At 61.1% G+C, this 22,935-nt stretch carries 25 protein-coding genes; 14 read left to right on the forward strand and 11 right to left on the reverse strand.

Going from position 1 to position 22,935, the window contains the following annotated elements; translation table 11 throughout:
* Positions 1-92: 92 nt before the first annotated feature.
* On the reverse strand, positions 93-815 hold the full coding sequence (locus GSQ88_RS11280) for a DUF3750 domain-containing protein (RefSeq protein ID WP_159007818.1): 723 nt from the start codon (positions 813-815) through the stop codon (positions 93-95).
* A gap of 327 nt (positions 816-1,142) precedes the next feature.
* Between GSQ88_RS11280 and GSQ88_RS11290 the strand changes: the two genes are divergently transcribed.
* On the forward strand, positions 1,143-1,325 hold the full coding sequence (locus GSQ88_RS11290) for a hypothetical protein (RefSeq protein WP_159007819.1): 183 nt from the start codon (positions 1,143-1,145) through the stop codon (positions 1,323-1,325).
* A 23-nt stretch (positions 1,326-1,348) separates the two neighbouring features.
* On the opposite strand, the gene GSQ88_RS11295 is transcribed toward GSQ88_RS11290, so the two are convergent.
* The 7 genes from GSQ88_RS11295 to GSQ88_RS11325 all read right to left on the reverse strand — a co-directional run bounded on the left by GSQ88_RS11295 (position 1,349) and on the right by GSQ88_RS11325 (position 6,689).
* Positions 1,349-2,002, reverse strand: a complete 654-nt coding sequence (locus GSQ88_RS11295; protein ID WP_159007820.1) for a tetratricopeptide repeat protein — start codon at positions 2,000-2,002, stop codon at positions 1,349-1,351.
* A gap of 171 nt (positions 2,003-2,173) precedes the next feature.
* On the reverse strand, positions 2,174-2,299 hold the full coding sequence (gene ykgO / locus GSQ88_RS11300) for a type B 50S ribosomal protein L36 (protein WP_002718645.1): 126 nt from the start codon (positions 2,297-2,299) through the stop codon (positions 2,174-2,176).
* A 969-nt stretch (positions 2,300-3,268) separates the two neighbouring features.
* Positions 3,269-3,541: a hypothetical protein gene (locus GSQ88_RS11305; RefSeq protein WP_159007821.1), complete on the reverse strand. Its 273-nt coding sequence runs from the start codon at positions 3,539-3,541 to the stop codon at positions 3,269-3,271.
* A 260-nt stretch (positions 3,542-3,801) separates the two neighbouring features.
* Positions 3,802-4,620 (reverse strand): TIR domain-containing protein, encoded by an 819-nt coding sequence (locus tag GSQ88_RS11310; RefSeq protein ID WP_159007822.1) that lies wholly within the window; start codon positions 4,618-4,620, stop codon positions 3,802-3,804.
* A gap of 1 nt (position 4,621) precedes the next feature.
* Positions 4,622-4,825, reverse strand: a complete 204-nt coding sequence (locus GSQ88_RS11315; protein WP_159007823.1) for a hypothetical protein — start codon at positions 4,823-4,825, stop codon at positions 4,622-4,624.
* Positions 4,800-5,060: a hypothetical protein gene (locus tag GSQ88_RS11320; RefSeq protein ID WP_159007824.1), complete on the reverse strand. Its 261-nt coding sequence runs from the start codon at positions 5,058-5,060 to the stop codon at positions 4,800-4,802. Before GSQ88_RS11320 ends, GSQ88_RS11315 begins: the two co-directional genes overlap by 26 nt.
* A 372-nt stretch (positions 5,061-5,432) precedes the next feature.
* Entirely contained in the window at positions 5,433-6,689 is a 1,257-nt protein-coding gene (locus tag GSQ88_RS11325; protein ID WP_159007825.1) for a hypothetical protein, read from the reverse strand.
* A 204-nt stretch (positions 6,690-6,893) separates the two neighbouring features.
* Between GSQ88_RS11325 and GSQ88_RS11330 the strand changes: the two genes are divergently transcribed.
* From GSQ88_RS11330 to GSQ88_RS11345, 4 genes are read left to right on the forward strand one after another with little or no spacing between them, the layout of a single operon-like run.
* Entirely contained in the window at positions 6,894-7,778 is an 885-nt protein-coding gene (locus GSQ88_RS11330; protein ID WP_159007826.1) for an amidohydrolase family protein, read from the forward strand.
* 35 nt (positions 7,779-7,813) lie between these two features.
* Complete coding sequence (locus tag GSQ88_RS11335; RefSeq protein WP_159007827.1) at positions 7,814-8,632, forward strand: hypothetical protein; 819 nt, start codon at positions 7,814-7,816, stop codon at positions 8,630-8,632.
* Between the two features lie 40 nt (positions 8,633-8,672).
* Positions 8,673-9,419, forward strand: a complete 747-nt coding sequence (locus GSQ88_RS11340; RefSeq protein WP_159007828.1) for a haloacid dehalogenase type II — start codon at positions 8,673-8,675, stop codon at positions 9,417-9,419.
* Entirely contained in the window at positions 9,409-9,876 is a 468-nt protein-coding gene (locus GSQ88_RS11345; RefSeq protein WP_159007829.1) for a YbaK/EbsC family protein, read from the forward strand. Before GSQ88_RS11340 ends, GSQ88_RS11345 begins: the two co-directional genes overlap by 11 nt.
* A 325-nt stretch (positions 9,877-10,201) precedes the next feature.
* Here the strand turns inward: GSQ88_RS11345 and GSQ88_RS11350 are convergent, their stop codons facing one another.
* Entirely contained in the window at positions 10,202-12,940 is a 2,739-nt protein-coding gene (locus GSQ88_RS11350) for an autotransporter outer membrane beta-barrel domain-containing protein (RefSeq protein ID WP_159007830.1), read from the reverse strand.
* A gap of 61 nt (positions 12,941-13,001) precedes the next feature.
* Between GSQ88_RS11350 and GSQ88_RS11355 the strand changes: the two genes are divergently transcribed.
* A complete protein-coding gene (locus GSQ88_RS11355) occupies positions 13,002-13,475 on the forward strand; it encodes a hypothetical protein (RefSeq protein ID WP_159007831.1) in 474 nt (157 codons plus the stop codon).
* A 187-nt stretch (positions 13,476-13,662) separates the two neighbouring features.
* On the opposite strand, the gene GSQ88_RS11360 is transcribed toward GSQ88_RS11355, so the two are convergent.
* The gene (locus GSQ88_RS11360; protein ID WP_159007832.1) at positions 13,663-14,652 is read right to left on the reverse strand and encodes a Bug family tripartite tricarboxylate transporter substrate binding protein; all 990 of its coding nucleotides are present in this window, start codon (positions 14,650-14,652) and stop codon (positions 13,663-13,665) included.
* Positions 14,653-14,880: 228 nt separating this feature from the next.
* Positions 14,881-15,792, reverse strand: coding sequence for a LysR family transcriptional regulator (locus GSQ88_RS11365; protein WP_159007833.1), 912 nt, complete (start codon positions 15,790-15,792; stop codon positions 14,881-14,883).
* Positions 15,793-15,912: 120 nt separating this feature from the next.
* On the opposite strand from GSQ88_RS11365, the gene GSQ88_RS11370 reads away from it, so the two are divergent.
* The 8 genes from GSQ88_RS11370 (at position 15,913) to GSQ88_RS11400 (ending at position 22,934) form a co-directional block, all read left to right on the forward strand.
* Positions 15,913-16,611, forward strand: a complete 699-nt coding sequence (locus GSQ88_RS11370) for a pirin family protein (protein WP_159007834.1) — start codon at positions 15,913-15,915, stop codon at positions 16,609-16,611.
* Between the two features lie 166 nt (positions 16,612-16,777).
* Positions 16,778-17,377: an NAD(P)H:quinone oxidoreductase gene (gene wrbA, locus GSQ88_RS11375; RefSeq protein ID WP_159007835.1), complete on the forward strand. Its 600-nt coding sequence runs from the start codon at positions 16,778-16,780 to the stop codon at positions 17,375-17,377.
* A gap of 128 nt (positions 17,378-17,505) precedes the next feature.
* The gene (locus GSQ88_RS34950) at positions 17,506-17,676 is read left to right on the forward strand and encodes a hypothetical protein (protein ID WP_174247982.1); all 171 of its coding nucleotides are present in this window, start codon (positions 17,506-17,508) and stop codon (positions 17,674-17,676) included.
* Positions 17,677-17,770: 94 nt separating this feature from the next.
* Positions 17,771-18,754, forward strand: a complete 984-nt coding sequence (locus GSQ88_RS11380) for a DUF5996 family protein (RefSeq protein WP_159007836.1) — start codon at positions 17,771-17,773, stop codon at positions 18,752-18,754.
* Between the two features lie 223 nt (positions 18,755-18,977).
* Positions 18,978-19,640 (forward strand): hypothetical protein, encoded by a 663-nt coding sequence (locus tag GSQ88_RS11385; RefSeq protein ID WP_159007837.1) that lies wholly within the window; start codon positions 18,978-18,980, stop codon positions 19,638-19,640.
* Positions 19,641-19,651: 11 nt separating this feature from the next.
* The gene (locus GSQ88_RS11390) at positions 19,652-20,146 is read left to right on the forward strand and encodes a hypothetical protein (protein WP_159007838.1); all 495 of its coding nucleotides are present in this window, start codon (positions 19,652-19,654) and stop codon (positions 20,144-20,146) included.
* A 275-nt stretch (positions 20,147-20,421) separates the two neighbouring features.
* A complete protein-coding gene (locus GSQ88_RS11395; protein ID WP_159007839.1) occupies positions 20,422-21,492 on the forward strand; it encodes an endo-1,4-beta-xylanase in 1,071 nt (356 codons plus the stop codon).
* 5 nt (positions 21,493-21,497) lie between these two features.
* The gene (locus tag GSQ88_RS11400) at positions 21,498-22,934 is read left to right on the forward strand and encodes an oligosaccharide flippase family protein (RefSeq protein WP_159007840.1); all 1,437 of its coding nucleotides are present in this window, start codon (positions 21,498-21,500) and stop codon (positions 22,932-22,934) included.
* Position 22,935 lies beyond the last annotated feature (1 nt).

The following is a 22,935-nucleotide window of genomic DNA, read 5'->3' on the forward strand; positions in this document are numbered from 1 at the left end:
AAGCAATCCAGTCTTGCTTTTTGGTTCTGGATTGCTTCGCTTCGCTCGCAATGACGATTCAACCTGACCTCATCCTGCTTTAGCCCAATCGCTCAGGTGCTCAATCCCAACCGTCCCAGCCCCGGCAGCTTGAGCGCCGGCCGCCGCAGATCGATGCCGAACACCGCGCCGAGAAGGTTGATTTCGATGCCTTCGACCCAACCGATGGTCAGGCCGAGATAGCCGCCGAGCGAGATGCGAAAGCCGGTTCCTGACGGGGTCCGGCCAAACATCTCGCTGTCGTATGGAAAATCCTTGCCGATCGCGGTCGGCGGCAGGGCGGCACGCAATTCCGGAACCGCCGCGAGCACCGCGGTGACGAACGTATTGGAATTCGGCCCCGGCCAGGCGCGATAATCGCCATAGCTTCGCCATTCATAGCCCTCGACCGCGGTGCGGATTTTCGGGACCATATTGGCCGCGGCCGCGCCGTCGGCGCTCGCAATGGTTTGCGGCGCCACGCCGAACCATCGCCCATCGGGCGCAAAACCGTTGACGCGGATCGGCTCGCCCCAGGCCGTATAGTCATAGCGGGTGTAGTTCGGCGCGTGCGCCTCCTTGACCACGATCCAGCAATGCACCGCGAAGATTCCGCGCCAGCGCACCGTTCGCGCGGCATAAATCCGCACCAGCGCATCCGGATGTTCGGCGGGTGTCGGCAACAGACCGGCGCTGGAGCGGTCGGCCGTCTGCCAATTGCCTTGGCGATCCCCTAACAGATATTTCGTGGCCGAAAGGGTGATCGGCGCGACCAGCAATAACAGCAGGATTATCAACGCTTTTCTCAACCGCCGGAACTCGTTCGACGGGCGTTTTCACGCGAGCCGTCACTGGCCGCTTCATATAGACGCCGCCCGCGCTTTTGCCATGTGACGCACAGAGCGTTTTCCAGCGAAGTGGACACCGGTTCGCGCTAAGAAAACGCGTCAAAACAAAAGACTAGAGCCCCGTTCCGATTCCATCGGAACGGAAAAGGCTCTAGACGCCGCCAAAATCGCTCTTCTTCAACGTTGTCCACGCTATCCACAGGAACCCGGAACGGGTGTCACGATTAGTCCACGATTGTTGCTGGATACTCCAAAGCAGCATGTGGGGAGAGTTTGATGACGTTCAGAGCGAACGAAATTGCCATCGATGAAATTGTCGCCAGTTGTGACGGCGATGTCCGCGGTGCGCTGAAGGCCTTGCTGCTGGTCAACGAACAGCTCGAGGCTGAAATCGCACGGCTTTATGCGGCGGTGACCCGCAGCGGTCCCTTCGAACGGGGCGGCAGCGCCCTGCATTAGAGCCTTTTGTAGATATCGCGGCGTTAGATATCGCGGCCTTCGACTTTCTCGGTCAGCGTCTTGACCAGCTCCGGCACCTTTTCGAGGTACGGATTGACGGCCAGCGCCTTGCGGAACGCCTCGAGCGCGCGCTTGTCGTCGCCCAGGTCCTGCATGATCATGCCGAGCCCCGCCAGCGCCCCGAAATGACGGGGTTCGCGGACCAGCACCTGCTCGATATCCTCGAGCGAATGGGTGTAATCGCTTTGCAGATAATACACCGTCGCCCGCCGGTTCCAGGCTTCGACGTAATCCGGACGCAGCTTGACGACGGCATCGAGCAGCTTGAGCGCGACGTCCATCTTCTGGGCATCCATCGCAGCCTTGGCGCGCACCATCAGCAAGGCCGCGGTATCGCTCGGCGTCTGCATCCATAGCGCCCAGATCCGAGCCTCGACGTGCTTGGCGCTGGCCTCATCGGGTGCCGCCTTCAGCGCGCCGAACAGGAAATCCAGCCCACGGGTGCGATCGGGACCAACTTTCGGCAGCTTGCCCGGGGCTTCCGGCAATTTCTTCTGCTGTTTGGCAGGCGCGGTGCCGGTATCCTGTGCCGACGCCGCCCACGGCGCGGCGGCGATGACCGCGGCAAGCAGGATCACGAATCGAGCGCCATGCGCGCCGGGGAATCTCAATGCCATCGCCAAAGTCTAGACGTGGCAAAACCATCTTGCAAAGCAGCAAGACGTGAAGAGCAGGGATTTTTTAAAGCCGATCGCGTCGCAGGAGCATGATCCGGAAAAGTGGAAACCGGTTTTCCGAAAAGATCATGCTCAAACAATAACCAAGACCAAGACCGGGCCCGAGCGAACTCAGCCCTGGCGCGCCTTGAACCGGCGCTGGACCTTGTTGATCACGTAAACCCGGCCCTTGCGGCGGACCAGACGGTTGTTGCGATGGCGACCACGCAGCGATTTCAGCGAGTTACGGACCTTCATGGGACATCCTGATGCTTCGAAAGGCCGTGACGAAAGGCCGAAACTGGGAGCCGAAAGTGGCAAATGGGATCAATCCCGCCAGCGGATTCCGCCCGGGACGGCCGGTTTCTAGGCCATCGAGAGGGTAAATGTCAATCCGGCACTGGGGGGCTCAAGCCCCCTGAATCGAGGCCACGTTCGGGTGCCTTGATCAGGAATCGCGAGATCTTTTAGTGGCTTAAAGCCTATTTCCGGATTCCGCGCTGACCGTCACACAGGACAAGGCTTGGCCGGGCGCGACGCCGGCAGTCGCGAACAGCCCACCGACGACTAACGTCGGGGCCATGCGGTCGCCAAGGAAACACGCTTGAGGGTGGGCACCGGAATCAGCTCATAGCTCGCAGGATCGGTTGAGCTCTTGCGAAACCCATCACATCGCGCGCGAGAGTGAGATTGGTCCGCCGCGACAGCTTCTTTGTGCAATTACTCCCAGCGCTAAATGATGGTATCGCTTCGCTCAACCCATCCTACGAGCTGCTTATGGAGAAAACCAAGAAGCAATTCGTAGTTTGAGGCGCCGGAAATAATCCTTAATCCACACCACCTGACACTCGCCACAGAAAATCAAATCCTGTCCATACACCGCCTCAGGATGGAAATATTCCTTCCCGCACAGTGGGCATTTGACTTTCTGGCCCATGGAGCGTGCCTGCTTTTAGCGCTTAGCTCGTAGGATGGGTTGAGTTCTTGCGAAACCCATCGCATCGCTCACGAGATTGATCTGTTGCAACAGCTTTCTTTGCACGACCACTCCCACCGCGAATGATGGGTATCGCTTCGCTCCACCCATCCTACGGGCTGCGAGATTGAGAGGAAAGGCCCGGCAACCAACATCGGGCCTTCATCGCAAATTAACGAGAAATCGACATCGCTCCGCATTTGCGCGCGGTCTTAATCGAACGATTGCAGTCGGCGTTGGATGGTTCTCTCTCAATGAGAACGTGATCCATGCCATTCGACAATAGCCAAATCAACGAAGACGGAGAACAGTGCGAATACTCCGCCCAATCGTTCGCGGTCAGCCGCGAAGCTCAGCGCCAGCCGCATCGGCACGCGGTCGAAGATGCGGAACGTCGCAATCTGCTCGCCGACGCGCGCCGGTTGGCCACAGAAGTCCGCGAGCAGATAGACTTGCTGCTGATCAGTGCGGAGGAAGTAGAAGACCACGCCATCGCTGCCCACCAGCGACGTATCCAGGAGCATGCGGAACGGCTCACCACCAAGCGTGGGCCTGGAGCGATCCTGCCGCCACACCACACGGCAAAGATACTGCTGTTTCCGACGCGGCGTTAAGCTCACGGTGGGAGTGCACTAAATTACTCGACGCCGACGCGTCTCCATCAAGGCGCCGCGCTGGCTACAAACCACCTGATGGACGACCAACAAGCCCAGTTCGACGCCAAAACCCTCGCGGCCGTGATGGACAGTCAAGAGGTGGCTCTGGTGCCGCCGCCTGTGGTCCGTTAGCGTCTAAATTCGCCGACCTTCATCCAGTCGGTGCCTGTCGTATTCACCTTGAAGCCCATCGATCGCAAGCGCTGTGCAAAATCGTTACGGCTTGCTGGACCGCCATCCAGGCGCAGAAGGTGCATGCCGTCGATGTCGCTAATCTGGCGCATCTTCCCGATTTGCACCAGCAGCGTTTTCTTGGGGTGGGCGCCTAACGCCAGGCCAGCTTCGAAGAGGACATTGGGCCTAGCCTGGTCAGAAAGCTTGCCGAGAGTTGTCTTTTCGCCGCGCCCGCAGAACTTCGCTTTGAGCTTGGCCTGCTCATCTGGTGAGAACATCACGATGATGGCCTGGGCGCGCTTCATCATCGTGTTGATCGTTCGCCCGATGTTGGGATTCGCGCCGCCTCCGGCCTGATGGATAGCCTGATTCCATTCAAGGGGATTGAGCCCAAATCTGAGCAACAGGTCGAACATCGAATTTCTGAGCTTTTCGTCCCGCCCGTGTACAACGAACACCGAGTTGTTCTTCGTCGTCTTCACTGGACGCACAGGTACCGGCGCAGTTTTCCGCGGCATGGACTGAGGCGCTGACTGGGCAGGCGGGGTATGGACAGGGGCATGAGAACCGGCATTGCGCATTTCGGCGCGATCTTCGGGTGTGGCGTAACGCGCATAGTTGACGTCAGCGTCTCGTGCAACGAGCAGTGAGGCGACATGGCTTTCGACATTGGAATCATGAGCGCGTTTCTGAATGATCGCGTAAACCCGCTTAGGGCCTACCTTCATCTTCTTCGCGAGTTTCGCCAACAGGTCAGGATTGATCTTGGGCATTTCAACCTTTGCGGCTCTTCGCGACGTTCGCAAAATTCGGCCCAACATCAAGGAGGCCGCCGATCGTCGGCGAGTCGAAGCCTGCGCCCAAAAGCCGGCGTGCGGCTTCCTCTTTTTCCATGTCGATCGTGGCGTAGATTGCCGCTACCCGCGCAAGCTTTTCCATCGGCTCCAGAGGCTCACCTTTTGCCTTTTTTTTTGCCACTGGTGGCTCCTTTGCTTTTCTCGCGCTGACGCAAATTGGTTTTGACTGAGTTCGCCGTTGTGCCCATCAGGTGCGCGGCGTCCTTCGGGGGCAAGCCCATTTTTTCGAGAAACTTCACCTTTGCCGGTAGATCCGGCACGCGCTTCGGATCGTTTTTCGCAATTTCCTGCACACACAGGAACGCGAGTGCCTTTCCGATGACAGCGAGCCACGGCGTATCAAGCTGATCTGGCAAAATTCACCTTTATCGTTTAGGTCGAGCGAATCACCTGGAACAATCGCCATTGTTGAATACAATGAGTTCCACCGGCCCCGTAGTTAATAAAAGCGGGTTATCCACGCACGAGCACGGCTCTCCACAGGTACTAAGAGCCTGAAGGAGCCCTTGAGAGGCCGGGCATTCATCGCCGATGTGGATCATCACGCGGCATTTTACGCAGACGATCGCCAAATCGGAGTTGGTGACCTTTCCCTTCTTACGGTGACAGTGCACTAAATTACTCGACGCCGACGCGCCTCCATCAAGGCGCCGCGCTGCGCAAAATAATTAAGTGCACTGTCACCGTAATTCGAAATGATAGGGCATCGCTTCGCTACCCATCCAACGCTAAGCCAACAATCCGTTTCCGCTGAGCTGCGGCCACTGCGACAATATACGTTGACGTGCGGATTTGATCGGGTTGCCATCTACGGGAAAGGGAATGTCGTTTACTTCCGGGTGAAGTCTGCGCAATCGGCCTTCTTCTGCGCGGGCAGAAAGTAAAACGCCCTCCAATTGTTTCTGGAGCGCAAACGATGGAGCCCTCGCAAAATTGAGGCCGGGCGCGCGCGAGATGAAAAAATCTACAATTTCTCGAGCATCGACTTGCAGGCGATAATATTTGTCCTCCGCAGTTTTCAGTCGCCGCACCAGTCTTTCTTCGTACTTTAAATTGTACCAAAACTTCAATCGGGAAAAGAGTTTTCCCTTAATGCAAACTCGCGTAACGATGCAGAGACCGACAGCCATCCCCAAAAGGGAGGCTGGCAGCAACGTCAAACTGGAAGCTTCATCGAGCAGGTACCAAATTGACGCAGCGCCTGCCGAGACAAAACCGAGTCCAACGGCGGCGGTGTAAGGAGACCAAACTGCTCCGTACAAACCGGCTTTGGCAAGTTGATTAGCTTCAGACTGCTCTTCAAGTTGGCGCACAAGGTTTTGACAGTCCGTCGCAAGCCTCAGAAAGTCACCGCGGTGACGTTCGGTCACCGCAAAGACATCCCTTTGAAAGAACGTAACCGAAACAATTTGTTCTCCAATCTCGCGATCTGTCGGACTCACGAAAGTTATCGCCCGGTTGAGTTCAGCGATTGCATCGTTGGCGAGACTCTTCGCCGCAGGGTCTAAAAACGACCGGATCGAGATACCAAATCGGGCCAACCTAGTTAGACTTAGCCACGCAAATACATACCTAGCGACAGGCTTTGCGATGCGATTGAGCGCCTGCTTGGTCTCCAGAAGATCGTCGACTAACTCAGCTTCGCGTTTGCGCCGCGCCGCATCTTCTGCAATGCGCGCCCGCTCGTCTGCAAAGAAGGCTTCAGTGCTGGTCCTTAGCTTTTCGACTTCGCCGACTAACGAGTGCAGTCGGTCCCCGTTGAGTTTCGCCTGGCATTCGATTCCTCGAAGTATTTTGTTTGTCTCTTTAAATTCAGGTCCCCAATTGACGGAATCCTTGGGCGCTATCACGTCGAGGTGTTGACTGATTTTTTCGAGGTGCGCGTTGGTTTCGCGGCTTGCCGGCGCCAAAAGGTCGCGGGCGTTTTTGGCCGCATCCAAAATGGAATTGACCACATGCAGAAAAGCAGCAAACTCGATCGCCATGATCGTCTCGTGCCTGTGTCACCTTCAAATTTAACAGTAAGGGGCCCCGTTTGGCAAGAAATAGGGCAAAATCCTATCGCCGTCAGACGCGCGCCTAATAGTGTCCCGGGCGACCCCACAACACGGACAACCCGCCGCTTGCCAAATTCGTTATATAGTATAATCAATTTGCGCATCGCCTAAGCAAGCCGCCGGGGAACGCAAATGCCCAAACTAAAGCTGCCCAATATCGAGGACGTGGTTGCGATCGACATCCATACCCATGCGGAAGAGCCCTGCGGCATGCATGGCGACGACGGCTATGACGACTTCCAGGCGCAGATGGCCGACTATTTCAAGTCGCCGCACAAGCATCCGCCGACCGTGCCTGAAACCGCGGCCTATTACCGCTCGAAGAACATCGCGGCCGTGATCTTCCCGGTCGATGCCGAGCGCGAGACCGGTTTCCGCCGCTACAATAATTACGAGATGATCGAAGCGGCTTCCGACCATCTCGACGTCCTGATTCCCTTCGTCAGCATCGATCCGCACAAGGGCAAGCTTGGGGTGCGCGAGGCGCGCAAGCTGATCGAGGAATACGGCGTGCGCGGCTTCAAATTCCATCCGACCATGCAGGGCTTCTATCCCAACGACCGCATGGCCTATCCGCTGTATGAGGCGATCAACGAGGGCGGCGCGATCGCGCTGTTTCACACCGGGCAGACCGGCGTCGGCAGCGGCATGCCCGGCGGCATGGGGATGCGGCTGAAATATTCCAACCCGATGTACATGGACGACGTGGCGGCGGATTTCCCCGATCTGAAGATCATCCTCGCGCATCCCTCGTTTCCCTGGCAGGAAGAAGCGCTGTCGGTCGCGACCCACAAGCCGAACGTCTATATCGACCTCTCCGGCTGGTCGCCGAAATATTTCCCGCCGATCCTGGTGCGCTACATCAACTCGATCTTGCAGGACAAGATGCTGTTCGGATCGGATTGGCCGGTGATCACGCCCGACCGCTGGCTGGCCGACTTCGCCAAGCTCGAGATCCGTGACGAGATCAGGCCGAAGGTGCTAAAAGCCAACGCGCGCAGGATATTGGGTATCTGACGCGCGAGCTTTTATAAGCGCGTTGGGGAGTGGCCTTGACTGAAACGGACAGCGTCCCCTCGATCGCCGAGAGCGCGGCGACCGGCGAAATCGCGGATATCTATGCGGATATTCGCAGCGTCCTTTGCACCAGCGTCGTCAATCTGATCTGGCGCAACCTCGCGACCCTGCCGGGCGCGCTGCCTTGGACCTGGTCGACGGTTCGGCCGTTATACATAGCGGCCGCCGCCCCGCACGCCGAGGCGGTGCGTCGCACGCTGAGCCTGCCCGACATGCCCCGGCTTTCGACAGATACGTTGATGGCGGCGGGCATCGATCGGCCGGCGTTGGCGGCGATCCGCGCCACGCTGAACAGCTATCATCACACCAATGCGCTGGCGCTGGTCGTGCTCTCGGCGTTGCTCGAACGGTATGACCCGAGCGCCGGGGATGTTGCCCAGCCGTCGGAAGCAGCACCCGCCGCCGATAGAACCGAACTTCCAGCGCTGCCCGCGATGACGGCATTGGCTCCGCAGGTGCAGCGGCTGATCGTCGAATTGAATCAATTCGGCGAGGACACCGATCCTTCGCTGATCGCCAGCATGTACCGCCATCTGGCCTATTGGCCGCCATATCTCGCCATCATCAGGACGATGCTGGCGCCGTTGCAGGCCGATGGACAATTGAACGCGCTGACGCGCGCGGCACGGGCGTTGGGCCGCGCCCACGGTCGCGCACTTGTGAGCCGGCTTACCCCCAGCGAGCCGCCGGCCTCGCTTGAAGCCGCGCTCGCCTCGTGCAAGCTGTTTGTCGAACATCCGATCGCGCGGATGACGGGCATCTGCGCCATCCTTCGCCGCACCATGCCGGAATGAACGCGGGCGTGGGTGATTCCATTTTGAAAGGTAGACATCTGTGACGATCAAGGCCGTTGTGTTCGATGCCTATGGCACGCTTTACGATGTTCAGTCGGTTGCTAACATCACCGAGGAGGCGTTTCCCGGTTATGGCGAGATCATCACGCAGATCTGGCGGATCAAGCAGCTTGAATACAGTTGGCTGCGGTCGCTGATGCGGCGCTATGAGGATTTCTCGGTTCTGACGCGGGATTCGCTGATCTACACGCTGCGGCTGCTCGGGTTGAAGCACGACGATGCCGTGTTCGCGCGCATCATGGAGAAATATCTGCATCTCGACCTCTATCCGGATGCCAATGCGGCGCTGGCGGCCTTGCGCGGCCGCAAGCTCGCGATCCTCTCCAACGGCTCTACCGACATGCTCAATGCGCTGGTGCGCAACAGCGGGCTCGACCGCGTGCTGGACGCCACCATCAGCATCGACTCCAAGCGGATATTCAAGCCGAGTCCGGATGCCTACACTTTGATCGAGGAGAAGCTCGGGGTTAAGCCGGCCGACGTGCTGTTCGTGTCGTCGAACCCGTGGGATGCGATCGGCGCCAAGGCCTTCGGGCTCACCGTCGCCTGGATCGAGCGGGTGACGCCGGAAGCGATGGCGCAGGCCTGCGTCAACAGCGACGTCGTCCCGCCATTGACGATGTTCAAGGCGATCCGGATGCAGATGGACGAGCTCGGGCTCGAGCCGGATTATCGCATCCAGGCGCTGTCGGACTTGCCGAAGGTGATCGCTTCTCATGAGTCTTGAATCGGTTCGGGCGTTTTTCGCCACCAAAGCTCCAGATATCGCCGTGATCGAATCGACGCAGAGCTCGGCGACCGTCGTGCTCGCAGCGGAAGCCTATGGCGTCGAGCCGGCGCGGATCGCCAAAACGCTCAGCCTGCGGATCGGCGAGCGCGTGGTGCTGATCGTGGCCGCCGGCACCTCGCGGATGGACAACAAGAAGGTCAAGGCATTGTTCGGCGGCAAGCCGAAGATGCTCGGCCTCGATGAAGTCGCCGACATCACCGGCCACGAAGTCGGCGGCGTCTGTCCGTTCGGACTGAAAACACCGCTGCCGGTCTATTGCGACGTGTCGTTGCAGGCGTTCGACGAGGTGGTGCCGGCGGCGGGCTCGACCCACAGCGCGGTGCGGATCACGCCGGCCCGGATGGCGGAATTGACCGCGGCCGAATGGGTCGACGTGTGCCAGAGCCCCGCGTGATATCGCGCGGTCCGGATGCAGAGGACGGCCCGCAGAATTATGTATTGCGATAGCCCATCCACGTCGTCCCGGCCTAGCGCGCAATTGCGCGTAAGGCGCCGGGATCCATCACCCCTGGCGTGGGTTGTGAAGGAAGGTAGCCGCCACATTGCCGAAACGAGAACACACGGCGTAGCGATGAGCGCAAGCGCGCTCACGCTGGGGTCCCGGCGCAAGGCCGGGACGACGAAGACTGAAAGGGCTACGGCAGACAACTCGCTAGCTAGCGAACTCGCGTCGGACATCGCGCCATGTCGGTAAGTACCGCCAGCGGCAGCGGCGGCTGTTACCAGGCATAGCGCACCACGCCCTTGCCGGCGTAAGAACGGGTGACGTCGGAGAACTCGCCCTCGAAGGTAGCGGCCGCGGACCAGCCGTTCATCCATTTGATTTCCGCGGAGGCTGTCGTCAGCGTCGAGTCGGATGCCTGCGCCGCACCGTTGACGACGAACGATGCGCCCGGCAGCGTCTGGAAGGTCGCGGCGATCGAACGATCCGGATCGTAATCATGCGCCCAGGCGACACGGCCGCGCAAGGTCAGGACGGAGTCTTGCAGCGCCCAGGATTTGTCGGTGCGAATGCCGAGTTCGCTGCGGGCGTCGGTCACGCTCTTGGCGCCATACGACAGGGCGAAGGTGGAGGCGCCGGAGACGACGCCTTCGGCATAGGACGGCAGATCGAAGGTGGTGAACTGTCCGGCGGCGTAAGGCGTGATACCCATAACTGGCGTGACAAAACGATAGCCGCCCTCGACGCGGCCGGACCAGGCATTGGCGTCGAAGCGCGCGCGCAACTGATCGGCGCCGGATATCGTGACGGTGCGATCCGTCGTCACGTCCTGCCAACCATAAGCCAGCGCCGCGGAGAGATAGGCGGAGCCTATGGTGTGGCGCACGAACGCGCCGGCCTGGAACAGATCGGAATGACCGGTGCCGGCGTTGGCGACGCTGAAATTGGTGCCGCCACCGGCCATCGAGAAGCCGGCGATGGTATCGGGCGAGAAGCGGTAGTCGGCGCCGACCGCGGTGCCATAGACCCGGCTGGTCGCGCCATTGGATCCCACCGCCGTATTGCCGTCGGTGGTTTGCGAACCGCCGAAGCCCGCGACCCAGGTGCTCCAGCGCTGCTCGAAGCTGGCAACCGGGGCCTTGTTGAACATCGCAAAGGCGTCGCGCGCGGCGCCGGTGTTTTGCGTCGCTGCGTAGCCGCTGTCGCCGCTGCCCTGTGGCGCTGCGCCATTGCCACGGCCATCGATAAAGGGATCGGTCATCACGCCCATGAACTGCGTCATGGCATTGAACGTGGTCTGCTGCGTGCCGGTGGCGGTTTCACCCGAAGCCTGGGACAGGCCGGACGGCGTCAACGCGCCGAACACCAGCGGGATGCCACCGGTCGTGTTGAAGAAATTGGTCAGCGTATTGCCGACATTCTGCTGGTTGACGTTCAGGCCGGAGCCGAAGCCTGAAGCCGCGGGGCCGGACGGCGTGGAGCCGGATGAGGGGCCGGATGGGGTGAAATTCAGCGCCAGGTTCAAATAGGCGTTCTTGGCGTCGTAGCTCAGGTTGGTCGTGAAGTTCGTCGGCAAATTGCTGTTGACCAGCGAACCAAAGCTGCCGCTCACAACTCCCGCCGTCAGGATGGTGTACTTCTTGGCGACATAGCTGCCGCTGGTATAGATCGCATTGACGGTCGCGCCACCCAGCGTCGCGGTGCCCGTGGCATTGGCAAACGACGACGTGGTCGGATTGATATTGACCGCATAGGTCGATGCCGCGGTAAAGTCGAGCGCGCCAATCACCGTCATCGACGAGCCCGGCATGCCCGAGCCCGGCGCGAGGGTGCCCCCTGCGACCGAGGTGTGGGCGACGATGCCAGTGCCTGTCAGCGTACCGCCGGGATTCACCGTGACCCCGCTCGACGATACGAGCGAGTTGTTGGCGACAAGGGTGCCGCCGTTGATCGTGGTCGCGCCGTTGTAGCCGAAGGAGCCGGTGAACGTCTCGGTGCCGCCGGCGAGCGTGATCCCGCCATTGCCGCTGATCATGCCCGCGTAAGTATCGTTGGCCGCGGTCAGGGTCAGTGTCTGGTTGCCCAGGAATAAATTGGCGTTGCTGTTGGTTCCGGCCAGCGACTTGATCGAGGAGCCGACCGACATGACCGAAAGATCGAGGGCGCCGTTATTAACGACCTTGCTCGAGCTTGCGATGCTGGCGGTGCCATTGAGCGCCAGGTCTCCGCCGGTCGCGATAGTCGTTACACCGGTATAGTTGTTGGTGCCACCGAGTAACGCAAAGCCGCCCGTGACCGTCAGTCCGCCGCTACCACCGATGCTGCCGTAGTAGATCTCCGATGTAGTTCCGTTGGTGATGGTCAGGGTTTGCGCGCCCAAATTCACATTGCTGCCTGAGACACCGTTCAGCGCAACGATCGAAGCACCGGCCGTTGTCCCGGAGATATCGAACATCGCGCCGTTGGTCAGGTTGACCTGGCTCGACGCGGCAATGCTGCCCGTTCCCGCCAAAGCCAGCGTCCCGGCCGCAATCGTGGTCGCGCCGGTATAGCCGTTGGTGCCCGTCAAGGTGAGCGTGCCGGTCCCGACTTTCGACAAGGCGCCCGTCACGTTAGTGCCATCGTTGATCTGCCCGGAAAAAGTCGTGCTCGAATTCAACGTGCCAACCGTCAGGGTCTGCGCGGCGGCTCCTCCGTTCTGAGTCGAAAAGACCACGTTGCCGCTTCCTGCGAGCGATCCGATGCTAAGGACGCCATCCGACTTCTGCATGAGCAGCGTGCCGTTGTTGATGACGGCCGCGGTGCCACCCGTCGAGCTGTCGATCATTTGAAGGGTCGCGTTGCTATTGACCGTGAAGTTCGCCGCTCCGAGCGTCGAGTTATTCTGGAACTGCGCCACACTGCCAGCTCCCTGCACCGAATAGGCGAGGTCACTTCCGCCCGCCGTGGCGTTGTTCTTGAAATCGAGCGTGCCGTTGACGGTGAAGTTCTGCGTGAGACCCGAACTATTGGTCATCCCCGCACCGTAGACCACCATCAACTGTCCGTTGAGATCGACCGTATAAGCGGTCGTTCCGTTGAAGGCGATGCTGCCGACCCCGACGCCGCTGGAAAGCGAAACCGCGCTCGTATTGGAAGTGCCGAAGATAGCGTCGGCGGTCTGGGCATTCGGGACGGTCGCGGGATTCCAGTTGCCTGCCGTATTCCAATCGCCGCTGCCCGGCGAAGCCAGCCAGGTCTGCGCCTGGGCTGATGCAGGCCAAAAAATAGGAAGCAATGCCAATACGGCCACTATGGCCAGCTTCGGCAAATACAAACTGCACCGCAAGCAAATGCCGGAAACCGATGAGCGACCAAAAAACAAATTTGCCTCCAACGTCTGCTTCGATCCCGGCCGTTGTGGCGCCAGACGGCGCAGCCAAAATCGCACACCAAAAACTTCGAATCCGAGCTATATTTCTAATGTTTTCCAGGAAATCGGCTTGGACAGGACGTCACCGGTCCGGACTGGGCGTCACTGTTCTACGATTGAGCGGCGCTGTGGCCGATAGGAGACAAGTTGCGCAGGGGGTTAGGCGTCCCCACTCACGCAATGCTTAAACGGCTTTGCCGATGTCGATGTCTTGAGCGGCTGCGCAACGTGACGCTGGTCGCGAGCGACCGAGGGGGGGGTGACCCCATCGTTAGCGATGCGGCGCAACCGGAAAAATCGGCCGCCGCGGTCAGCGAGAGTGCCCCCTATTCCACCCGACCGATCTTCTTCACCGCCGCGATCAACCGCGCGCCGTCTTCCGCGACGAATTTCGAAAATTCCGGCGCATCCATGTAGGCCACCGGACTGCCTGCGGTCTCCAGCGGTTTTGTCACGTCGGGGCTTTTCACGGCCAGCGCCATCGCCTCGCGCAGCCGCGTCATGATCCGCGCCGGCAATGCGCTTGGCGCGAACAATCCGGCCCAGATGTAGAACTCGACATCCTGATAGCCGAGTTCCCTGAAGGTCGGCAGATCGGGGAAACTCGCAATCCGCTGCGCGCCCCAGTTGGCGAGCACGCGCATCTTGCCGTCGTCGACCTGCTGCTTCAGCGTGCCCGGCGCCGACGCCAGCGCCTGGACGGTGCCGCTCAATAATGCGTTGAGCGCGGGGCCGGCGCCGCGAAACGGAATGTGCAACAGCTTGATGCCGGCATTGGCCGCGAACATTTCCATCGCCACGTGCAAGGTGCCGTAGGGGCCCGACGAGCCGTAGGGAATCTGGCCCGGGCGCTGTTTGGCGTCGTCGACGAAATCCTGCAACGTCTTCCACGGCGCCGACGCCGGCACCGCGAGCAAGGTCGGATCGGCGAGCACGCGCGCGACCGGCGCGAATTGCGAAACTTCGTAGGACACGGGACGATCGAACAGCCGGTCGGCCTCCGGCAACACCGCAAGCGACGACAGCGTCATCAACAAGGTGTAGCCGTCCGGCTCGGCGCGCGCCGCGGCGGCATTGCCGATCGAGCCGCCGGCGCCACCGGCGCGATTATCCACGATCACCGATTTGCCGAGGATGCCCTCCAGCGCATGCGCCACCGGCCGCGCCGCCAGATCAGCCTGGCCGCCCGCCGGAAACGGCACGATCATCGTGATGTTGCGCTCGGGCCAGGGAGTATCAGCGAATGCGGCTTTCGGGAGTGCGGTTTGCGTCAGCGACAGCGCGGCTGCCGCCTTGAAAAGTTCACGGCGATTCATCGGTAGCTTCTCCCCCGAGGATTCTTGTTTTGGTTGTTGGGAGCACATTAGCTTGAACCGTAGGGTGGGCAAAGGCGCCCTTTGCGCCGTGCCCACCATTTCACTCACCGTCATCCTGAGGTGCGCGCACTTGCGCGCCTCGAAGGATGACGTTCAGCACGGTGCTCGCGGCCATCCTTCGAGGCTCGCCAAGAGGCTCGCACCTCAGGATGACGTCGAGCAACGCTCCTACTTCTGCTTCTTCCCCTTTGCGAAATGCTTCGCCAGGAATTCCGCCAGCACCTCGACGCGGGCCGGGCGTGGGCCGCCGGGTGGCATCACCAGATGCACCGAGCCTTCGGTCTGCTTCCAGCCCTTCAGGATTACTTCGAGCTCGCCCGACGCAACCGCGTCGCCGGCGATGAATTCCGGCAGATCGGCGATGCCGAGGCCGGCGATCAGCGCCGGCATCAGCGCTTCGCCATTGTTGACGCGCAACGGGCCGCCCGGCCGCACGCTCGCCTGCTCGCCAGCGGCGTTGGTGTAGTGCCAGACATCCGGCGTCGACAAATAAGTGTAGGCGAAACAGCGATGCTGGGCGAGATGCATCGGATGCGTCGGCCGGCCGTATTGCTCGAGATAGGCCGGCGCCGCCACGGTGTAGCGCGGCATCGCGCACAGCCGTCGCGCGATCAAGGAGGAGTCCGGCAGGCTCGCGATGCGCAAGCCTGCATCAAAGCCCTCGCCGATCAGGTCGACCATGGCATCGCTGAGATGCAGATCGATCGCGACATCGGGGTATTGCGCGAGAAACGCCGGCAGCAGCGGCGCCACCACCTTCACGCCGAACGTCATCGGCACCGCGAGCCGCACCAGCCCGCGCGGCGTCACCGATTGTGACAGCGCCTCGTTTTCAGCGGCCTCGCCATCGGCCAACAGCCGCGTGGCGCGTTCCGACAGCCGCTGGCCGGCATCGGTCAGGGCGATCCGCCGCGAGGTGCGGTTGAACAGCCGCGCCCCGAGGCGTTCTTCCAGCCGGCTGACGGCTTTCGAGACCGTCGCCTTGGACAGCGCCAGCTCGCCGGCGGCGGCCGCAAACGACCGTAATTCCACGACTTTTGCGAAGATCGCGAGCGCTTCGAAATCCGGGAGTTTTGACATCCGGCGCCACCCCAGTAGGCCAGTTTAGGAAACAATGAGTTTCAATAGTTTCTATTTCTATACCTCAGCCGGAGGCATATCCAACAGCTCAATTCGAAGTTCATATCAAAGGAACATCCCATGATCGAACTCAGACCTTTTGCAAAACTCGGCGGCGCCGACCACGGCTGGCTGAAGGCCAAGCACCACTTCTCGTTCGGCAGCCACCACGACCCCAGCAATATGGGCCACGGCTCGTTGCGGGTCTGGAATGACGACGAGATCGCACCCAACACCGGCTTTCCCGCCCATCCCCATGCCAACATGGAAATCATCACCTATGTGCGCGAAGGCGCGATCACCCATCAGGACAGCCTCGGCAACCAGGGCCGTACTGAAGCGGGCGACGTGCAGGTGATGAGCGCCGGAAGCGGCATTCGCCATTCCGAATACAATTTGGAGCCCGGCAAGACCCGGATTTTCCAGATCTGGATCGAGCCGACCACGAAAGGCGGCCAGCCGACCTGGGGCGCCAAGCCGTTTCCGAAGTCGGATCGTTCGGGCAAGCTCGTCACCATCGCGAGCGGCTTCGAAGCTGACAAGGATGCGCTGCCGATCCGCGCCGACGCGCGCGTGCTCGCGACCACGCTGAAGGCCGGCGAGAGCGCCGAATACGACGTCGACAAAAGCCGCAATCTCTATCTGGTGCCGGCGGCAGGCGCGGTCGAGGTCAACGGTGTGCGGGTCAATGCCCGCGACGGCGCCGCGATCCGCGACGAAGCCCGGCTCAGGATCACGGCACTGGAAGATTCCGAACTGGTGCTGGTCGACGCGGCGTAGGACGCCAACGACACAGAGACAACTCAACACAAGACCGACATGCCCGGGCTCGACCCGGGCATCCATCTCTCTTCGTAAGACTCTTTCGAAGGCGATGGATTGCCGGGTCAAGCCCGGCAACGACATCCCGAGCCCCCAACTCACCCACCCCCAACGGAGACCACCCATGACAAAAGTTCTCGTCCTGTATTATTCCGCCTACGGCCACATCGAAAAGATGGCCAATGCCGTCGCCGAAGGCGCCCGCGAAGCCGGCGCCACGGTCGACATCAAGCGCGTGCCCGAGCTGGTGCCGCCCGAAGTCGCCAAGGCCTCGTATTACAAGGTCGATCAGGCCGCCCCGATCGCCCAGATCGAAGACCTCGCCAATTATGACGCGATCATCGTCGGCACCGGCACCCGCTTCGGCCGGATGGCCTCGCAGATGGCGAATTTCCTCGACCAGGCTGGTGGCCTCTGGGCCAAGGGCGCGTTGCACGGCAAGGTCGGCGGCGCCTTCACCTCGACCGCGACCCAGCACGGCGGTCAGGAGACCACGCTGTTTTCGATCATCACCAATTTGCTGCACTTCGGCATGACCATTATCGGCCTGAATTACGGGTTTGCCGGCCAAATGGAGCTCAATGACGTCACCGGCGGCTCGCCCTATGGCGCGACCACGATCACCGGCGGCGACGGCAGCCGCCAGCCGACCGAGAACGAACTTAACGGCGCGCGCTATCAGGGACGCGCGGTCGCGGAAGCGGCCAAGAAGCTGCACGGCTGATGCGACAAGACTGATGCGATAGAGGCGGCATTCCCTGAACCGAATGCCGCCCTTACGCGCTCCGGGCGATGGAACCGGACGGTATCGGCGCCGTTAGATCACGCGCACCCGCGCCTGGAGATCGCCAAATGACGAACAAGCCCAATCCCACGGATACAACCAAGAAGGATGCCGATCCGCATCCGGGCATGATGGGCGACGGCACCGAAGAGCAAAACCTCGGCCAGCCCGGAAATCCCGCCGCCCGCATCAAGAAAGATGAAGTGGACGCCGCCTTCAACAAGGACGGCAAGAAGTAGCAGGCCGCGGCCATCCCCAATGGCTGTGAATTGACTTAAAAAGGCCGGGCCAACTCGCGCCCGGCCTTGTCATATGAGTTTGAGGGAGTGCCGCATGAATCAGACTTCGCAAGTTCCTTGGCAAGTCCCTTCGCAAGCCCCTCACCAAGCCCCTTGGCCTGAGCTGCCACTCGCGGCGTGGCGCGAGACCTACGAGACGCTGCATTTGTGGACCCAGGTGATCGGCAAAATCCGTTTCGCGCGATCGCCGTGGCTGAATCATTCCTGGCACGTCGCGCTCTATGTCACCACGCGCGGGCTGACGACCTCGCCGATCCCCGATCGCACCCGGACGTTCCAGATCGATTTCGACTTCATCGATCATGTCCTGCGAATTTCCGAAAGCTATGGCGCGCAGCGGCAATTCGCGCTGGCCGGGCAATCGGTCGCGGATTTTTACGCGGCTGTGATGGCCGCGCTCGCCGAGCTTGGCATTGATGTCGAGATCGACCAGATGCCGAATGAGTTGCCCGAGCCGATCAAGTTCTCGGAAGACCGCACCCATGCAACCTACGATCCGGACGCGGTACGGCGCCTGTTCCAGATCCTCGTCAACGTCGATCGCGTGTTCAGGCAATTCCGCACCGGCTTCCTCGGCAAGGCCAGCCCGGTGCATTTCTTCTGGGGCAGTTTTGATCTCGCGGTAACGCGATTTTCCGGCCGCCGCGCGCCGCGCCATCCCGGCGGGGTGCCCAATCTGCCCGATGCGGTCGCCTGCGAAGCCTATTCGCATGAGGAATGCAGCGCCGGTTTCTGGCCCGGCAGTGGCGCGATCGATTATCCCGCGTTCTATTCCTATGCCTATCCCGAGCCCGCGAGCTACCGCGCCGTCAAGGCCCGCCCCGACGCGGCGTTCTTCAGCGAAGCGCTCGGTGAATTCATCCTGCCCTATGACGCCGTCCGCACATCGGATGATCCCGACAAGGCGCTGCTCAGATTCCTGCAAAGCACCTATGAGGCCGCGGCCAATACCGCGAAGTGGGATCGCGACGCGCTGGAATGCCCGCCGGGGCAGCCGGGTGTAGTGCGGCCGGTGTAGATTCTTGTTTTGACGCGTTTTCTTGACGCGAACCGGCATCCATCCCGGATCAAGTCCGGGACAGGCGGAGCCTGTCATCGGGCACGCGTGCGCGCGACCCGTTGGCTCGAAAACGCTATAGGACATTCAGAAGCTGGATCGCCCTATCAATTTCATCGAGGCTATCCACGCCCCCAATGAAAATATCGGCATCGCGTTAAGGCTGTTTTGCGAAAAATGGCAAATGAATCGCTCCGATACCACCAGCCAGCCGGCAAACTACTCCGCATCATCGGTGTCAGACGCCGATCAATGGTGCGAAATACAGTTTCCCGGGGTTGAGGATCTATTACGGCACCTCGCCCAAGGCCAGGCCGACCGACGCAAAATGGTGCGTTCACTTCTGTTCGGGTCGCGCACGATGGTAACCCTCTGCGTGGTTTGCTTCATCTGCGTACCCGGCTGCGCTACCCCCGCGATCTTCCTGATCAAGTCCGGAAACTTTGGTTTTTTGCGTACCCAGACCGAGCAGGTGTCCGCCAAGACGGATCGCCTGCCGTTGATCCAACCACTCCGTCATTTCGGCGACGCCCAACCGATACCTTTTCCGGCGATAGGTCGCGCTGATTTGTTCGAGCGCGCGGCGCTTCGCGGCGGCATCGAGAACGTACTGTTCGCGGCACCTCCATCAAACCCACCGGCGTCAAGCCTGCCTGCGTCAAGCCCGCCTGCGTCGATTTCGTCTGCGTCGAACACACACAAAACAAGACACGTCACCACACGCGCGGCAGCGGTCGTCACATCTGCCGTCGAGGGCGACCCGCAGCCGTCGTCACCGCCGCCTTCGCTGCTCGAAAAACTGTTCGATGCGATTGTTTCAGTGTCCCAGAGTCCACGTCAAACATGAGGGAAGAAGCCATGCACAACGCTGCGATGAATTTCGATATCAAGGCCCTTCTGACTTTGCTGCTGCTCAAGCAGGGCACCAGTTCAAAGGACATTCAGACCGCCGTCAATCTGTCGGCCGCGGCGCGCCTGATGGTCGCCGAAGAATACGCCGAACCCGCGCCAGACGAGGACCTCGAAGCCGGCAATGTCACCAATATCCGGCCGGCCCGCCGTCCCGGTGCCGACACGCGACCGTTCGAGCCGCATGCGGACGCCATGAACTCGGACATCAAGGCGCTGCTGATGTTGCTGCTGCTGCAAAACGGCGCAAGCTCGCGGGAAATTCAAACCACGCTGCGGCTGGCGGCCAGGACGCGCGGGCTGATGGCGGACGAGTTGCTGGAAGCGCCGGAAGAAGAAATCGCCGCCGCGGTCAGCAGAGCGCAGGAAGCCCGCCCGACGCCGAAGCAGGCGCTGCGCAACGATCATCTCGCGCCGGTCGCGTTGCGTGAATTCGCGGCCTAAAGCCCCTGACGCTGCGGACCGCGCGTTAACGTTTGATTAACGATCTAGGATCTGTGCACGCTGCCGCGCCTCGCCCGACCGGCCTTCCCGACCGGCCTTGGCGCGCATCCCGGCGCGTGTCCCAGATCAGGACGCCGATTGGCCGAGCATGTTTCGGCTCCGTTCGTTGCCGCCGATTTGTGGCCTGAAACTCCGGTTTTTCCGGCCGTTTGTCCGCCGCCATGCGCCGGCTGCCATGGCACGATCATTGCTGAGTTCGTGGCAGAGGACTCAGCATGTTGTCTCGACGGCAAACACTCAAGACAGGCGCTTCGTGCCTGGCGGCATTAACAGGGTTAATCGCGCCCAAGGCATTTGGCGCGCGCGGCGGCGAATCGAGCCCGTTCGGCGCTGCGGTTCGGCCCGACCTGCTCGGCGCCGATCTCGATTACACCAACGCGCTTCGCCGGCACTGCCGCATGATCGTGCCCGAGGGTGGCATGCTCTGGAACGATCTGCGCCCCAACGAAGCGACCTACGATTTCAAGGACGCCGACAAGGTCGCCTCCTTTGCCGCCGACAATGGCATGAAACTGCGCGGTCATACCCTGGTCTGGTATGGCGTAATGCCGTCATGGACGGAAAACCTGACCGGCAAATCCGCCGCGCAAGACGAACTCTTGAAACACATCGATACCGTCGTCGGCCGCTACCGGACGCGGATGGATTCCTGGGTCGTGGTCAATGAGCCGTTGATCGACAAGGCGGTCAATTTCGACGACCTGCGGCCGACCATCTGGCAACGCACGATCGGCATCGATCACTTCGCGATGGCGTTCGAAGCGGCTCACGCGGCGGATCCGACCGCGAAACTGATCATCAACGAATATGATATCGAGTATGTCGGCGAGCGCTACCGCAATCGCCGCCTGGCGCTCACCGCCCTGGTCCGGTTGCTGGTCGATCGCAAGGTGCCGATCCATGGCGTCGGCATTCAGGGCCATCTGGTGGCAAACCTCGACATCGATGTCGAGGGCTTGAGGCAATTCGCACAGGACATGAAGGCGCTGGGATTAAAAATTTCGGTCACCGAGCTTGACGTCATCGACAATCTGCTGCCGGCCGACGTGGCGCAGCGCGACGCGCTCGTTTCGCAACGCGCGGCCGCGTTCCTCACCTCGCTGAACGAGGTCGCCCGGATCGACAGCCTGCTGACCTGGGGCATCACCGACAAATACACCTGGGTCCCGATGTATTATAAGCGCGCCGACGGCCTGAAGAACCGGCCGCTACCGCTCACCGACCAATATGTGCCGAAGCCGCTGATGGCCACGATCGCGCAATTCTCCAACGTTACGGGATTGTAAGCGCCGTGCTGCAGCAGACCTTGCAATATTCGATCGCAAGCCTGGTATCGGCGGTCATCGGGCTGTTGAGCGCGGTCTGCTTTACCCGGCTGCTGTCACCGCAAGAATACGGCGTCTATATCGTCGGGCTGAGCACCGCCGGCGTCGTCTCGGCCGTGTTGTTCACCTGGGTCCGCGTCTCCGCGCTGCGCTTTCAGTCGGAAGGCGGCGCCGTCGACGTCAGAAGGACCGTGCTGGTCGCGTATTTCATCTCGGTGCTCGCAGCACCCGTGGCCCTGATCGTGGTCGCGCTGACCTCCAATGTTTCATATCAACGTGCGCTCGCCGCCGTCGGCTTCGCGCTGGGGCTCGGCCTGTTCGAAATCGGACAGGAACTGCTGAAGTCCAGGCTGCAAAGCTTTGCCTTCATGGCCGCATCGATCACCCGCGCATGCCTGGCCTTCCTGCTCTGCCTGGTCGCGGCATCGCTCGGCGGCGGCGGGCTCGGCCAGCTCGCGATGGTGGCGCTGACCTATTTCATCACGGCCACGATCTTTGCCGCGGCGATCTGGCGCGGGCCGATGGCGCGGTTCAACGTCATCGAGTTGCGGCAATTCGCCCGGTTCGGCGTGCCGATCACGGTGTCCGGCTTCGTCTTCGCGATTCACGCCGCACTCGACAGGATGCTGGTCTATTACCTGATGGGCGACGCGGCAGCGGGCCACTATGGCGCCTCGGCCGATCTGGTCCGGCAGATCATCCTGATTCCTGCCACCAGCATCGCCGCCGCGACCATCCCGCTTGCGGTTCGCGCCTTCGCCAGCGGCGGCGAACAGGAGGCGCGCCGGCATCTGGAGCTGAGCTTCGAGATCCTGCTCGCCGTCATCATTCCGGCCGTGGTCGGCTTTGCGCTGACCAGCAACTTCGTCGCCAACATCATCCTTGGCAGCGAATATCGCGAGACCGCCGCGCAAATCCTGCCGATCCTGGCGTTCGCCTGGCTGTTCCAGTCGATCACGCAATCTTACGTCCATGTCAGCTTTCACCTTGCCAAGCGGCCGTTTCTGGTCACGCTGCAAGGCATCGGCATGCTGCTGGCGAACCTCGTGACCATGCCGCTTCTGACCCTGCGATATGGTCTGCCGGGCGCGGCATGGGCGCTGGTGGTCACCGAACTGTTCGGCATGAGTCTCGGTTGGCTCCTGGCACGCCGAGCCTTTCCGCTGCCGTTCAACGCCTGGCACCTGACGCGGATTTGCCTTGCGACGGTCGTGATGGCGCTGGTGCTCGCCGGCTTGAAGCTGTTGTTGCCGACCGGGTGGGTTTCGTTCTGCCTCATCGTGGCAAGCGGTTGCGCCACCTATGTCGCCGCGGCGCTGGTGCTCGACATCGCCGGGTCAAGGAAATCGCTCGGCGCGCTGCGACGTCAGGACAGGCTCGCCGTTTCCAAGCAAATCATCTAGC

The sequence above is a fragment of the Bradyrhizobium sp. S69 genome (genome assembly GCF_009766005.1).
Classification (GTDB): Bacteria; Pseudomonadota; Alphaproteobacteria; order Rhizobiales; family Xanthobacteraceae; genus Bradyrhizobium.